11 protein-coding genes are annotated in these 14940 nt (G+C 66.9%); 6 read left to right on the forward strand and 5 right to left on the reverse strand.

All coding sequences use genetic code 11. The features are described 5' to 3' along the window. Nucleotides 1-26: 26 nt before the first annotated feature. Nucleotides 27-2120, forward strand: coding sequence for a M13 family metallopeptidase (locus C1924_RS06180; RefSeq protein ID WP_108764502.1), 2094 nt, complete (start codon nucleotides 27-29; stop codon nucleotides 2118-2120). A gap of 340 nt (nucleotides 2121-2460) precedes the next feature. Here the strand turns inward: C1924_RS06180 and C1924_RS06185 are convergent, their stop codons facing one another. The 4 genes from C1924_RS06185 to rlmJ form a co-directional block, all read right to left on the reverse strand. Then, entirely contained in the window at nucleotides 2461-3051 is a 591-nt protein-coding gene (locus C1924_RS06185) for an HD domain-containing phosphohydrolase (protein ID WP_108766988.1), read from the reverse strand. Nucleotides 3052-3149: 98 nt separating this feature from the next. Continuing rightward, nucleotides 3150-6614, reverse strand: a complete 3465-nt coding sequence (mfd, locus tag C1924_RS06190) for a transcription-repair coupling factor (RefSeq protein WP_108764503.1) — start codon at nucleotides 6612-6614, stop codon at nucleotides 3150-3152. A 142-nt stretch (nucleotides 6615-6756) separates the two neighbouring features. Beyond that, entirely contained in the window at nucleotides 6757-7302 is a 546-nt protein-coding gene (locus tag C1924_RS06195) for a GNAT family N-acetyltransferase (protein WP_108764504.1), read from the reverse strand. Between the two features lie 107 nt (nucleotides 7303-7409). Beyond that, the gene (gene rlmJ / locus C1924_RS06200) at nucleotides 7410-8267 is read right to left on the reverse strand and encodes a 23S rRNA (adenine(2030)-N(6))-methyltransferase RlmJ (protein ID WP_108764505.1); all 858 of its coding nucleotides are present in this window, start codon (nucleotides 8265-8267) and stop codon (nucleotides 7410-7412) included. A gap of 35 nt (nucleotides 8268-8302) precedes the next feature. Between rlmJ and creB the strand changes: the two genes are divergently transcribed. The 5 genes from creB (at nucleotide 8303) to C1924_RS06225 (ending at nucleotide 14120) form a co-directional block, all read left to right on the forward strand. Further along, on the forward strand, nucleotides 8303-9031 hold the full coding sequence (gene creB, locus C1924_RS06205; protein WP_108764506.1) for a two-component system response regulator CreB: 729 nt from the start codon (nucleotides 8303-8305) through the stop codon (nucleotides 9029-9031). A gap of 2 nt (nucleotides 9032-9033) precedes the next feature. Next, complete coding sequence (gene creC, locus C1924_RS06210) at nucleotides 9034-10494, forward strand: two-component system sensor histidine kinase CreC (protein ID WP_108764507.1); 1461 nt, start codon at nucleotides 9034-9036, stop codon at nucleotides 10492-10494. Between the two features lie 81 nt (nucleotides 10495-10575). Then, nucleotides 10576-11895 carry a cell envelope integrity protein CreD gene (gene creD / locus C1924_RS06215; RefSeq protein ID WP_108764508.1) on the forward strand — a complete coding sequence of 440 codons (1320 nt, stop codon included), beginning with the start codon at nucleotides 10576-10578 and terminating at the stop codon, nucleotides 11893-11895. A gap of 10 nt (nucleotides 11896-11905) precedes the next feature. Then, nucleotides 11906-12316: a hypothetical protein gene (locus C1924_RS06220; protein ID WP_108764509.1), complete on the forward strand. Its 411-nt coding sequence runs from the start codon at nucleotides 11906-11908 to the stop codon at nucleotides 12314-12316. A 262-nt stretch (nucleotides 12317-12578) separates the two neighbouring features. Continuing rightward, the gene (locus tag C1924_RS06225) at nucleotides 12579-14120 is read left to right on the forward strand and encodes a M28 family metallopeptidase (RefSeq protein WP_108764510.1); all 1542 of its coding nucleotides are present in this window, start codon (nucleotides 12579-12581) and stop codon (nucleotides 14118-14120) included. Between the two features lie 53 nt (nucleotides 14121-14173). Here C1924_RS06225 and C1924_RS20270 read toward each other — a convergent pair whose 3' ends face one another. Then, nucleotides 14174-14818 (reverse strand): hypothetical protein, encoded by a 645-nt coding sequence (locus C1924_RS20270; protein ID WP_159094760.1) that lies wholly within the window; start codon nucleotides 14816-14818, stop codon nucleotides 14174-14176. Between the last annotated feature and the right edge of the window lie 122 nt (nucleotides 14819-14940).

Genomic DNA, 14940 nt, shown 5'->3' on the forward strand with positions numbered 1-14940 from the left:
ACGATTCGCCGTCGGAGAGAGACTCCATGAACGTCCGCAACCTGGTCCCGCTGGGCCTGACCATCGCCATCGCTGCGTCGCTGGCTGCCTGTGGCAAGAACGAAACCGCGCCGGCCGCCACCGCCGATGCCAAGCCGGCCTTCGATCAGTCGCAGATCAAGACCCCGCTGATCTCGCTCAACAGTGCCGACCTGGATCCGTCCATCGCCGCCTGTACCGACCTCAACGGCTTCGTCAACAGCAAGTGGCTGCAGGCCAACCCGGTGCCGGGCGACCAGACCACGTGGGGCAGCTTCGAGATCCTGCGCGAGCGTTCGCTGGAAGTGCAGCACGCGCTGGTGCAGCAGGCGGCCGCCAGTCAGGCCAAGGCCGGTTCGGTGGAAGCCAAGATCGGTGACATCTGGAAGACCGGCAACGACGAAGCGAAGATCGAGGCCGCCGGCCTGGCGCCGCTGCAGCCGCAGCTGGACAAGATCGCTGCGCTGAACGACACCGCTGCCATCACCCAGTACCTGCGTGACAGCCAGGCCGAAGGCAAGGGCGTGCTGTTCTCGCTGTTCGCCAATGCCGATTACAAAGACTCGGCCAACGTCATCGCCTACGTTGGCCAGGGCGGCCTGGGCCTGCCGGAGAAGGGTTACTACTTCGACGAATCGCAGGCCAAGATCCGTGACGCTTACGTGGCCTACATCGCCCAGGTTCTGACCCTGTCGGGTGTGGACGCAGCGCAGGCCGCCGAGCAGGCCAAGGCCGTGATGGCCTTCGAGACCCGCCTGGCCAAGGCATCGATGTCGCGGATCGAAATGCGTGACCCGGCCAAGCGCTACAACCCGCTCAGCGCCGCCGACGCCGACAAGCAGACCCCGAACTTCAGCTGGACGGCACTGTTCGACACCCTGCAGGTGCCGGCCGCGCAGAAGTTCTCGCTGGCCCAGCCGGGCTTCTTCGCTGAAATGGACAAGATGCTGGCCGACGTGCCGGCCAGCACCTGGCAGGCCTACCTGCGCTTCCACACGGTCGATGATGCTTCGCCGTACCTGAGCAGCGCGTTCGAGAAAGCCAACTTCGATTTCTACGGCACCACCCTGCGCGGCCAGAAGGAAATGCAGCCGCGCTGGAAGCGCGTGCTGGAATCGGTGAATGGCGGCATGGGCGAAGCCCTGGGCCAGCTGTACGTCGATGCGGTGTTCCCGGCCGAATCGAAGGTCGCCATGCAGCACCTGGTGGAAAACCTGTCCGAGGCGCTGAAGGCGCGTCTGGAACAGCTGCCGTGGATGGGCGAGGAAACGAAGAAGAAGGCACTGGAAAAGTGGGCCAGCTTCACCCCGAAGATCGGTTACCCGGACAAGTGGCGTGACTGGGCGGGCCTGCAGACCAACGGCGACAGCTACCTGGGCAACATGCAGGCGGCGCGCGCGTTCAACTACCGCTACATGCTCAACAAGATCGGCAAGCCGGTGGACAAGACCGAGTGGGGCATGACCCCGCAGACCGTCAATGCCTACTACAACGCGACCAAGAACGAGATCGTGTTCCCGGCGGCCATCCTGCAGGCGCCGTTCTTCGACGCCAAGGCCGATCCGGCGCTGAACTACGGTGGTATCGGTGCGGTCATCGGCCACGAGATGATGCACGGCTACGACGACTCGGGCAGCCAGTTCGCCGCCAACGGCAACTTCGACAACTGGTGGACCGACGGCGACCGCAAGGCCTTCACTGAGCGTACCGACAAGCTGGTCGCGCAGTTCGATGGCTACGAATCGGTGCCGGGCGTGTTCGTGAAGGGCAAGCTGACCCTGGGCGAGAACATCGGCGACCTCGGTGGCCTGACCGTGGCCTACGACGCGCTGCAGATGGCGCTGAAGGAAAACCCGAAGGCGAATGTCGATGTCGATGGTTACAGCCAGGACCAGCGCTTCTTCATGAACTGGGCCACCGTGTGGCGCCGCAACTTCACCGATGGTGAGCTGCGCGTGCGCCTGAACACCGACCCGCACGCACCGGCCAACTTCCGCGCCAATGGTGCCCCGTCGAACATGCCGTCCTTCGCCGCCGCGTTCCAGTGCAAGGCAGGCGATGCGATGGTGCGCGCCGACGACAAGCGCGTGGTGATCTGGTAATCGCTGCTGCGGTTGTTTGATTGCAGAAGGCCCCGCGAAAGCGGGGCCTTTTGTCTGGCGGAGCGGCGAACCGGTAGAGTCGACCGTTGGTCGACTATGAAGAGCAGTCGACCAACGGTCGACTCTACCCGGCCAGCATGCCCTGGAAGCGGCCCAGCACGTAGGGGTCGATCAGGCCGTCGCAGCGCGGCCGACCAGCGCGGGGTGATCTGGCAACCGATCACACGTGATGCGTGATGCAGAAGGCCCCGCGAAAGCGGGGCCTTTTGTCTGGCGGAGCGGCGAACCGGTAGAGTCGACCGTTGGTCGACTATGAAGAACAGTCGACCAACGGTCGACTCTACCCGGCCAGCATGCTCTGGAAACGGCCCAGCACGTAGGGGTCGATCAGGCCGCCGGCCTGGTCGTCCAGGATGCGCAGCGCCGCGTCGTGCTCCATCGCCTCGCGGTAAGGGCGCGTGCTGGTCATCGCATCGTAGGCGTCGACCACGGTGAGGATGCGTGCGCCCAGGGGAATGGATTCGCCACGCAGGCCGTCCGGGTAGCCGTTGCCGTCGTGCGCTTCATGGTGGGCGCGGATCAGGCGCGCGACCGGCACTGCATCGCTGCGGCCGGTGGCCAGGAAGATGTGCTCGCCCCGTACCGGGTGTTCGCGCATGATCGCCCGGTCTTCTTCGGTGTGCCGGCGCGGACTCAACAGCACGTCATCGGGAATGCCGATCTTGCCAATATCGTGGAAGCGCGCGGCCAGGCTGACCTGCGCGCAGCCTTCGCGGTCGAGGTCGCAATACAGTGCCAGGCGCTGCGCGAGCAGGCCGACGCGGTCGCAGTGGTGGCGGGTGTAGGCGTCGCGCATCTGCAGCGACATCGCGAGGGCATCGATCAGGCAGGCTTCGGCGTGCAGCAGATCGGGAGCATTGGAATGGAGCATGGTCGGGGAGGGCGCCACCTTGGCACGCAGAAACAACAAGGCCCGCATCAGCGGGCCCGGTTGGGTTGGGGGCGTATAGGGTAACGCGCGCTGCCGCCTCAGCGTACTGCCAGGGTCAGCAGCAGCGCACGGGCAGCATTGAAGCGGTCTTCCGGCAGCGGCAGCGGGTGCTTGATGCGCAGCTTGTCCGGCCCCTCCATGGCATACAGGTTGGGCTGCTTCTGGATCAGCTGGATCACGGCCATCGGGTCGATGTTCGGCTTGGACTCGAACACGATGCGACCACCGTTTTCACCCAGGTCCAGCTTGCGGATGCCCAGGGTGTTGGCCTGCAGCTTCAGTTCGGCAATCGCGAACAGATGCTTGGCCGCATCCGGCAGCAGGCCGAAGCGGTCGATCATCTCCACCTGCAGCTCGCGCAGCGCATCGCTGTCACGCGCGCTGGAAATGCGCTTGTACAGGGTCAGGCGGGTGTGCACGTCGGGCAGATAGTCTTCCGGGATCAGCGCGGGCACGTGCAGCTCCACTTCCGCACCGCGCACTTCTTCGCCGGCATCCAGGTCGGGCAGCTTCCCCTGCTTGATGCTGCGTACCGCGCGCTCCAGCAGTTCGGTGTAGAGGCTGAAGCCCACCTCGGCCATCTGTCCGCTCTGGTCCTCGCCCAGCAGCTCACCGGCACCGCGGATTTCCAGATCGTGCGTGGCCAGGGTGAAGCCGGCGCCCAGTTCGTCCATCGAGGCGATCGCTTCCAGGCGCTTTTCCGCGTCCGGGGTGATCGAACGGCGGTCCGGTGCCACCAGGTAGGCATAGGCGCGGTGGTGCGAACGACCCACGCGGCCGCGCAGCTGGTGCAGCTGGGCCAGGCCGAAGCGGTCGGCGCGGTTGATGATGATGGTGTTGGCGTTGGGGATGTCGATACCCGATTCGATGATCGTGGTCGACAGCAGCACGTTGAAGCGCTGCTTCTGGAAATCCAGCATCACCTTTTCCAGTTCGCGCTCGGGCATCTGCCCGTGGGCGATGCCGATGCGGGCCTCGGGCACCAGCTCGGACAGCTCGCGCTGCATGCGGCCGATGCTTTCCACATCGTTGTGCAGGAAGTACAGCTGGCCACCACGTGCCAGCTCGCGCTGGAAGGCTTCGCGCAGCAGCGCGTTGTCCCACTGGGTGATGAAGGTCTGCACCGCCAGCCGGTTCGGCGGCGGGGTGGCGATGATCGACAGATCGCGCAGGCCGGCCATGGCCATGTTCAAGGTGCGCGGGATCGGCGTGGCGGTCAGCGTCAGCAGGTGCACGTTGGCGCGCAGCGCCTTCAGGGCTTCCTTCTGGCGCACACCGAAGCGCTGTTCCTCATCGACGATGACCATGCCCAGGTCCTTGAACTTCACGTCCGGCTGCAGCAGGCGGTGGGTACCGACGATGACGTCGATGGTGCCGGCGGCGACTTTCTCCAGTTCGGCCTTGATTTCCTTGGTGCTCTTGAAGCGCGACAGCACTTCGACCTTGAGGGGGTAATCGGCGAAACGGTCGCGGAAGTTGCGGTAGTGCTGCTCGGCCAGCAGCGTGGTCGGTACCAACACCGCCACCTGCTTGCCGGCGCTGGCGGCGGCAAACGCCGCGCGCACGGCCACTTCGGTCTTGCCAAAGCCGACATCGCCGCAGACCACGCGGTCCATCGGCTGGCTGCTGGCCAGATCGCGCAGGGTGGCGTCGATGGCGGCCAGCTGGTCCGGGGTTTCCTCGAACGGAAAGCCGGCCGCGAAGGGCTCGTACATCGCACGGTCCACCTGCAGCGCCAGGCCGGCACGCGCCTGGCGGCGGGCCTGGATTTCCAGCAGTTCGGCGGCGACGTCGCGTACCTTTTCGGCCGCTTTGCGCTTGGCCTTGGTCCACTGCTCGCCGCCCAGCGAATGCAGCGGCGCGGTTTCCGCCGATGCGCCGGAGTAACGGCTGATCAGATGCAGCTGGGCCACCGGCACGTACAGGCGGTCGCCCTTGGCGTATTCGATTTCCAGGAACTCGCCGGGCATGCCGCCCACGTCCATCGCGATCAGGCCGCGGTAGCGGCCGACACCATGGTCTTCGTGCACGATGGGCGCGCCTTCGGTCAGCTCGCCCAGATCGCGGATGATCGCTTCCGGTTCGCGGCCGGCACGGCGAGTGCGGCGGGTGCTGCCGGCGCGCTCGGGGAACAGCTGGCGCTCGGTGAGTACCGCGATGCGCGGTTCATCCAGCGCGAAGCCGTCTTCCAGCGGCGCCACCGTGATGGCGAAGCGCGTATCGCCGGCGAGGAAGCTGGGCAGGTCGGCCACCACCGGCGGCTTCAGCTCGGCGGCCTGCAGCACTTCCAGCAGGGCTTCGCGGCGGCCCGGTGAATCGGCGGCGATCAGTACCCGGCCCGGGTAATGGCCAAGGAACGACTTCAGCGCATCGCCTGCGGGTGCTTCGCGTGCGGCCACCGGCAGCGGCGGCAGCGGCTGGTCGCCCAGCGCGTGTGCATCGGCGATGCGTGCATGCTCGGGTGCCCAGACTTCGATGCGTGCGGCATCGTTCAGCCGCTCGCGCAGCAGTTCCGGTGACAGGTACAGCGACGATGGCGGCAGCAGCGGCCGTTCCACATCGTGGCGGCGCTGTTCGTAGCGGTCACCGGTCTGCGCCCAGAAGGCAACCGCCGCTTCGTCCGCACCCGTGCACACCACCGGCAGGCTGCCGGCGGGCAGGTAGTCGAACAGCGTGGCGGTGCGGTCGAAGAACAGCGGCAGGTAGTACTCGATGCCGGCCGGTGCCAGTCCGGATTTCAGATCCTGGTACAGCGAACTGCGCCGGGTATCGACATCGAAGCGCTCGCGCAGCGCGCCCAGCACACGGGCGATGCTGGCATCGTCCATCGGCACTTCGCGGCCGGGAAGCATGTGCACCGCCTCGACCTTGTCCAGCGAGCGCTGGCTTTCCGGGTCGAAGGCGCGGATCGAATCGATGTCCTCGTCCAGCAGTTCCACCCGCAGCGGCTCGTCGGCGCCCATCGGGAACACGTCCAGCAGGCCACCGCGCACGGCGAAATCGCCCGGGTCCATGACCTGCGGCACGTTGCGGTAGCCGGCGCTTTCCAGGCGGCGCTTCTCGGCTTCCAGATCCAGGCGCTGGCCGACCTTCAGGTCGAAGCTGCCACCGATGACGTAGCTGCGCGGGGCCAGCTGCTGCAGCACCGTCTGCACCGGCACCACCACCAGGCCGCGCTTGAGTGAGGGCAGCCGGTGCAGGGCCGCCAAGCGCTGGGAAATGATGTCCGGGTGCGGGCTGAAGCGGTCGTAGGGCAGGGTTTCCCAGTCCGGGAAAGCCACCACCGGCAGGTCCGGATCGGTGCCGATCAGGGTCTGCAGGTCGGCTTCGAGCTGGTTGGCGCCGTGGTTGTCACGGGCGATCACCAGCAGCGGTGCGTCGTGCGCGCGCGCCGCCTGGGCCAGATACCAGGCCAGGGCGGTCGGCGAGGCGGGAGCGCGCCACCAGGCGCGGAGCTGGCCGGCACGCGGCAGCGGCGGGGCGGGGTAGGAAGTACGCGACATGGACCGCCGATCTTAGCAGATGGCTTTGTCGCTACCGTGTGGGCGACGTGGGGATGCCGGCCAGCGGCCGGCACTACCGGAATGTTTGCCGGCCAGCGGCCAGCACTACCGGGATGTATGCCGGCCAGCGGCCGGCGCTACCTTAATTGTCCAGTTCCAGCACCATGCGCACCAGACCTTCGGCGCCGTTGGGGTGCGGCACGGGCTTGAAGCCCAGCGAGGCGGCCAGCTGCTTCATCGGCTCGTTTTCCGCGGCCACGTCGCCGTAGAGGCGGTCCAGGTACTTGCCGCGCCCCCACTTCACCAGCTTGCGCATCAGCTGCCGGCCAAGGCCCTGGCCGATCAGGAAGCGGCTGATGAGGATGGCGTACTCGGCTTCACGGGTGCCGGGGATGATGGACGCGCGGGCGACCGCGCCCACCACCGCTTCACCGGCCGGCAGCGACTCGGCGGCCACCAGGGTGATTTCGGTCTTGGGGTTGGGGTGGGTCAGGCGCTGGGTGGTGTCCGGCGAAAGCTCGGTCACCGACTGCAGGAAACGGTCACGGATTTCTTCCGGCCCGAACAGGCTGAAAGCGGCCTGCAGCGGCGCGCCGTCTTCCGGACGGATGGGGCGGATCAGCAGCTCGTGGCCGCTGGGAGCCTTGAAGATCTCATGCCAGGGCGGCATGCGGTTGCGAGTGGCCATACCGGGTGATTCCTTGGTGGTCCATCGATTGTGGCATCACCGGGGCTGTATTCCGTGAACGAAAGGCTCACGTGCGTACAGCCTCGTGAAGACGGCAGATCGTCGCTTTATTCCGGTGCCTTGAGCCAATCCAGGCGAGTGGTGGCACCCGGTTCGCCCAGGTGCTGGCGCAGCGCCGGCAGGGCCGGGCCGACCACGCGGTCGAACTGCCAGGGGGCATTGAGCAGCAGCATGCCACTGCCGTTGAGGCGCAGCGGGGAATCGTCCGGACGCACCAGGAACTCGATGGTCATGGCCGATTTCACCGGCAGGGCGGCGGCCTTGCGCAGGAAATGCAGGATGGTGCGGCGCTGCTTGATCGGGAACCAGACCGCGCAGGTGGCCTGCGGCCAGCGCGCCAGGGTCTCGGCCAAGGCCGCGAGAATCGCCTGGTATTCGGCGTCCTGTGCCTCGTAGGGCGGGTCGATCAGGACCAGGCCACGGCCGATCTTGGTGCCGTTGACCTTCGGCGGCAGCTGCGAACGCAGCAGGGCGTAGCCATCGCCGGGGTGCACGCCGACGCGGTTGTCGTGGGCAAACAGCGCCTTCAGCGATGCCGCTTCGTCTTCCTGCAGCTCGCAGACCGCCATCCGGTCCTGCGCGCGCATGGCCTGGGCGCTCAGCAGCGGCGAGCCGGGGTAGGTGATCATCGCCCCCACCGGGTTGTCGGCCTGCACGGCCTTCAGGTAGCGCTCGACCACCTCCGGCAGCTTGGGCTGCGCCATCAGGCGCATGATTCCCGCCTCGGCTTCCAGGGTCTTGCGCCCCTCTTCGCTGGCCAGCAGGTAGCGGCCGGCACCGCCATGGGTGTCGAGCACGAAGAACGGGCTGTCCTTGCGCTTGAAGCTGTCGATCAGGGCCAGCTGCACGATGTGCTTGAGGACATCGGCATGGTTGCCGGCATGGTAGGCGTGGCGATAGTTCATGGGCGGCAGTGTACGGGGCGGCGGCCGCAGCGGCTATGCTGCGCGCCATGACAGCCCCCGTTGCCCAGGTCCTGGTGGTCGAGGACGAAGCGGCCATCGCCGAGACCGTGTTGTATGCCCTGCGCAGCGAAGGCTACGCGGCCAGCCATTGCCTGCTGGGCGGGGAGGCGCTGCAGCGCCTGCAGGACGGCGGCTTCGATCTGCTGGTGCTGGATGTGGGCCTGCCGGACCTGGGCGGCTTCGAGGTCTGCCGGCGCCTGCGCGCGCTGCCGGGCGCGGTGGCGCAGCTGCCGGTGATCTTCCTGACGGCCCGCAATGACGAGCTGGACCGGGTGCTGGGCCTGGAACTGGGGGCGGACGATTACATGACCAAGCCGTTCTCGCCGCGCGAACTGGTGGCTCGGGTGCGCGCGCGCCTGCGTCGCGTGCAGCCGGCCGGCCCAGCGGTGGTGGCGGCCGAACCCGGCTGGCGCGAACACGGCGCCTTCGCCATCGATCGCGAGGGCCGGCGCATCCGCTACCTGGGGCACACGCTGGATCTGACCCGGTACGAATACGCCTTGCTGGAAGCCCTGCTGCAGCGCCCCGGCGCCATCCTCAGCCGCGCCCAGCTGATGGACCGTGGCTGGGACAGTGCCGCCGACAGCGCCGACCGCACGGTGGATACCCACGTCAAGACGCTGCGCGCCAAGCTGCGCGCGGCCGGCGCCAGCGATGACCCGATCCGCACCCATCGCGGGCTGGGCTACGCGCTGCAGGTGTAGCCATGCGCCTGATGCTGAAACTGTTCCTGGGCTTCTTCCTGATCGTGGGCATCGCCGCGTTCTTCGTGATGCGCGTGTTCGTCAACGAAGTGAAGCCTGGTGTGCGCCAGGCCATGGAATCGACCCTGGTGGACGCGGCGAATGTTCTGGCCGAAATGGCTGCCGCCGACGTCAAGGCCGGCACCATCGGCAGCGGCAGCTTCACCCGCAACCTGGCCAAGGCGCGCCAGCGCGACCTGAAGGCGATGGTCTGGCGCTTCCCCAAGCGCGCGCTGGATTACCGGGTGACGATCACCGATGCCCAGGGCATCGTGATCTACGATTCGCTGGGGCGCGACGTGGGCCGCGACAATTCGCGCTGGAACGATGTCTACCGCACCCTGCGCGGCGAGTATGGCGCGCGGTCCAGCCCGGAAATCCCCGGTGAGGAAGGCAACACGGTGATGCACGTGGCCGCGCCGGTCTACGACCCGGCCGACGGCCGTACGCTGATCGGCGTACTCAGCCTGGCCCAGCCCAACCGCAGCATCGACCCGTTCATCGCCGCCAGCCAGCGCGCCATCATCGAGCGCGGCGCGTGGTTGATCGGTCTGTCGGCGCTGGTGGGCATCCTGGTCACCGTGTGGCTCACCCGCGGCCTGGGCCAGCTGAGCCGCTACGCGCGGGCGGTGACTAACGGCGAACCCGTGCCGCCGCCCCGGCGCCGCCGCGACGAGATCGGCGAGCTTGGGCAAGCGCTGGAAACCATGCGCCGCAAGCTGGAAGGCAAAGCCTACGTCGAGCAGTACGTGCAGTCGCTCACCCATGAAATGAAGAGCCCGCTGGCCGCGATCCGTGGCGCGGCCGAGCTGCTGCAGGAGCCGATGGCCGATGCTGACCGGGCACACTTCGCGCGCAGCATCGTCGAGCAGCAGGAGCGGCTGACCGAAACCATCGACAAGCTGCTGGCGCTGGCCGAAGTGGAACAGCATGGTTGGCTGCAGACCCGTGAGCCGATCGAAGTGGCTGCGTTGCTGGACGAAGCGGCGAGTGCAGCACAGGTGCGCGCGCAGGCAGCCGGCGTGCAGGTTCGTGCCGGCGCCGTGGCGGATCTGCCGGTGCAGGGCGATGCCTATCTGCTGCGCCAGGCCCTGCACAACCTGATCGACAACGCCATTGCCTTCTCGCCGCCCGGTTCGGTGGTTGAGCTGTCGGCGCGGGCCGAGGGCCAGGGCGTGTGCTTGCAGGTGGCCGACCGTGGCGCGGGCATTCCGGACTACGCCCAGGCCCGCGTGTTCGAGCGCTTCTATTCGCTGGCGCGGCCGGGTAGTGGCCGCCGCAGTTCGGGGCTGGGCCTGCCGTTCGTGCAGGAAGTGGCCCGCCTGCATGACGGGCACGCGTCCCTGGCCGCCAGGGCGGACGGCGGTACCGTGGCCGAACTGTGGCTGCCTGCTGGCGGGACCGGCAAGCGCGCACGGCGCTGACTTCACACTCACTTCAAATTCGCCACAAACCGCGCTCACCGCCGGGGTCCATCCTGCAGCCCTCTCCAACGAGGATGGACCATGAAATCCCTTAAGATGCTGTTGCGGTTCGCCATTGTCGGCGGCCTGATCCTGCTGCTGCTCGTGCCGCTGATGATGATCCGCAGCGTCATCAACGAGCGCAGCGCCTATCGCGATGAAGCGTTTTCGCGCGTGGCTGAAAGCCGCGCCGGTACCCAGCAGCTGATCGGCCCGGTGCGGGTGGTGCCGTGGGTGGAACGCCAGCAGGTGGAAGTGGTGGACGCCAAGGGTGCCAAGAAGACCGAGGTGCAGACCACCGAAGGCCAGTGGCTGCAGGTGCCCTCAGCGCTTGAGGTGAGCGGTGAACTGCTGCCCAGCCAGCGGTCGGTGGGCTTGTTCAAGGTGCCGGTCTACAGCTGGAACGGCCAGATCAAGGCGACGTTCGCGGAGGACGACTACCCGATCAAGCCGGGCCGCAGCTACGGCCAGCCTTACGTGGCACTGGGTGTGTCCGATGCGCGCGGCCTGGTCGGCACGCCGAACCTGCGTGTGGATGGCAAGCAGGTGCGGCTGCTGCCGGGGGTGGGCGCCGCCGATGGGCTGGGCCGCGGGTTGCATGCGCCGGTCACCGGTTTTGCCGATCCCAACGGTGGCACCCTGGCCGCCAGCAGCGTTGAACTGGAACTGCGCCTGGATGGCAGCCGCGCGCTGGCCGTGGTGCCGCTGGGCGATGACAACCAGATCGCCCTGCGCTCGAGCTGGCCGCACCCCTCGTTCACGGGCGCGTTCCTGCCCAACGAACGCCGCGTTGATGCACAGGGCTTCGATGCACGCTGGGCGGTGTCGTCGCTGGCGTCCGATGCACAGCACCAGTTGCGCAGGGGCGGCGACCTGGACGCGCAGGCCGTATCGGTTTCGCTGGTGGACCCGGTGGACACCTATACCCAGGCCGATCGTGCATCCAAATACGGGGTGCTGTTCATCGTGCTCACGTTTGTCGGCTTCATTCTGTTCGAGCTGATCAAGGCGCTGCGCATCCATCCCCTGCAGTACCTGATGGTGGGCCTGGCGCTGGCGATCTTCTTCCTGCTGCTGATCAGCCTTTCCGAACACATCGCGTTCTGGCAGGCGTACCTGGTTTCGGCGCTGGCCTGCATCGGGCTGCAGGCGGTGTACCTGGCCAACGTGCTGGGGCACTGGAAGCGCGGGCTGGGGTTTGCCGCAATGCTGACGGTTTTGTACGGCGCGCTGTACGGGCTGCTGGTATCGGAAAACAACGCGCTGCTGATGGGCTCGCTGCTGCTGTTCGCGATCCTGGCCGTGGCGATGTGGGTGACCCGTCGCGTGGACTGGTACGCGCTGGGCAGTGAACAGAAGTAAGGAGCAGGCCATGGGCTGGCGCCAGGGATTGCGACAACGGGCCGCACAGGGCATTCCGGCCCTGCTGGAAGTGGATGCCCTGCTGCAGGCACATGGTGTGCTGGCGGCCTTGCCGGGGGCACGGATTGCCCCCGGCCTGGTCCGCTTCCAGCTGGCCGCGGCAACCTGCGAGGGGCTGCGGCGGCGGGGGCTGGAATGGCTGGTCGGCGCGCGGCAGGGACGCGGTGCGCTGGCCGGGCGGGTGCCGCGCTACCGGCCTTGGCAGGCCGGTGCGGCCGGGCTGCAGGCCATCGGCATCGAAGGGCTGCCGGACGATTGGCCGGCACACGCTGCGGTGTACGGCTGCAGCAGCATCGACCAGCAGCACTGGTTGCTGCTGCTGCCCGAACGTGCACAGCTGTGGCTGGGCTGGCGCGGGTGATCCACCGCAATCGGGTGGGTACGAACGGCCGGAATCTGGTGGGTGCGAACCTTGGTTCGCACGTTTCATCCACGCATGGCGAGCCAGAGCATCCACGCATGGCGTGGATCTACCATGACCGATGGGACGGGGGGGAGGTGCCCCCGCTGGCTAGACTCGATGGGTTGACGATCGAGCCGAAGGGCAGGGGTGTGGCGTGTTGAAGTGGAGTGGGCTGAAGTGGGGTGTGCTGGCCGCAGCGCTGGCGACAGGTGGCAATGCAATGGCACAGCAGCGCGAACCGGTGGACCTGGACATGGTCAGCCGCATCCGCCAGGAGGCCTTCCACCGCTCGCAGGTGATGGACACCTTCAGCTACCTCACTGAGCGCATCGGCCCGCGCCTGACCAACTCGCCGGCAATGGGGCGCGCCAATGCCTGGACCCGCAGCCGGTTCAGCGATTGGAAGCTGGACAACGTGCACGACGAAGCCTTCGATGAGTTCGGCCGTGGCTGGGAATTCACCTCGGCCAGCGTGGAAATGCTGGGCGACCGTGTGCAGCCGCTGCATGCCCTGCCCAAGGCATGGACGCCCGGCACCCGCGGCCCGGTCGAGGGCGAACTGGTGCACGTGGAGATCAAGAAGCTGGAGGATATCGAGAAGTACCGCGGCAAGCTGCGCGGCAAGATCCTGCTGCTGGGCGAGGCGCGCGAGTACAAGCGCGGCAACGAGCCCGATTCGCATCGCCACGACGCCACCTCGCTGGAAGGCCTGCAGGAATTCACCCTGCCCAAGGACGTGGCGGCCGAGCGGGCCAAACGGGTGAAGGAATACAAGGAACGCCAGGAGCTGGCCGCCAAGGTCAACGCCTTCTTCGTGGAAGAGGGCGCGCTGGCGTCGATCAGCATCAGTGGCTGGGACAACGGCATCATCCGCGTTGCCGGCGGTGGCTCGCGCAAGGCGGGCGAATCGGTGGGCATTCCGGAACTGGCCATGATCGCCGAGCACTTCAATCCGCTGGTGCGTGCGCTGGATGCCAAGCAGCCGGTACGCCTGCGGGTGGACGTTGCTGCGCGCTTCACCGACGAGGTCGACCAGCCCGGCTACAACACGCTGGCCGAGATCCGCGGCAGCAGCAAGCCCGATGAAGTGGTGATGATCGGCGCGCATCTGGATTCGTGGCACAGCGGCACCGGGGCGGCCGACAATGCTGCGGGCGTGGCGGTGATGATGGAGGCCATGCGCATCCTCAAGGCCACTGGCGCCAAGCCCAAGCGCACCATCCGGGTGGCGCTGTGGAGCGGCGAGGAGCAGGGCCTGATCGGCTCCCAGGCTTATGTGGCCAAGCACTTCGGTCGTTTCCCGGAACCGACCGACCCGGCGCAGAAGGCGCTGCCGGCCTCGCTGCGCGACCCGACCGGCGCGCTGCAGAAGACCCGCGACTACGGCAAGTTCCAGGTCTACTTCAACATGGACAACGGCTCCGGTCGCTTCCGTGGCATCTACGCTCAGGAAAACCTGGCGGCGATGCCGATCTTCGAGGCTTGGCTGGCGCCCTTCCACGATGTGGGCGCCACCACCGTGGCCACCCGCAACACCGGCAGCACCGACCACATCAGCTTTGATCGCATCGGCCTGCCGGGCTTCCAGTTCATCCAGGACCGGCTGGACTACTTCACCAACGTCCACCACAGCCATCTGGACACCTGGGACCATGCCGAGCCGGATGATCTGAAGCAGGCCGCCGCCATCGTCGCCTCGTTCGCCTACAACGCCGCGATGCGCGAGCAGTCGTTCCCCCGCAAGGCGGAACCGCAGCCCTGAGGCACAGCCGACGGAGGGGAGCAGTTCGCTCCCCTCCGTCGCCGCAGGCCTGGTCAGTCCGGTATCGAGACGATCTGGTTGATGGCCGGATCGATGGCGAACACCGCGCGGAGCGAGGGCGTGCCGTCGAGGGTCTTCACCTGATCGGACACGATTGCCGCCTGGAAGACGGTCGCTCCGTCATGCTGCATCAGGGGCCGGATGTTCAACGGCGCCCTCTGCGCGTCCGACAGTTGTGCCAGGCACAGCTGTCGGCCGCAGCTGAAGTCCAGCACCGTCCGCGCGTGGCCTTCCTCCGCCAGGCCACTCCGGAGGTGGCTGGAAAAGAGAGACGCCGTTTCTGTGAGTTCCCTGTCAGTGGACGCTGCCATGTGCATGGCATTGACCATGGCAGTGAAGTCACTGGCGTTCTCAATCAGTCGATCAATTCGGGATTCGTCCAATGCATTCCCAGAAACCAAATTCGCTTCAATGGATGCGTAAGCCGGAAGACGATGCGAGAGGCCAGCTTTTGTGCCCAAGCGAGGGGCTGCGCTGGCGAACTCGCGATTACGATTGGCTGGCGCATTCGTTGGAGAGCGGTGGGAGTTCTGCGTGATTGAACTGTGGAAAGGGCTGGCAATCGAGAAGTACCATGCCAGCGTGCCAACCAATATTGAAGCCGCGAGGAGCCAGAGAGCCGCTGTTTTTGCCGTCATATGAAATACTCAGGTTGCTGGCCCGGTTTCAACAATTGCTTCGCCCTTGGCGGCCGTTTTGGATACATGGCCGCCTTGGCTGTCCCATACGCAGAACCCTCCCCCGGTCGCGTGGATACAAT

The organism is Stenotrophomonas sp. ESTM1D_MKCIP4_1 (genome assembly GCF_003086895.1).
GTDB lineage: Bacteria > Pseudomonadota > Gammaproteobacteria > Xanthomonadales > Xanthomonadaceae > Stenotrophomonas.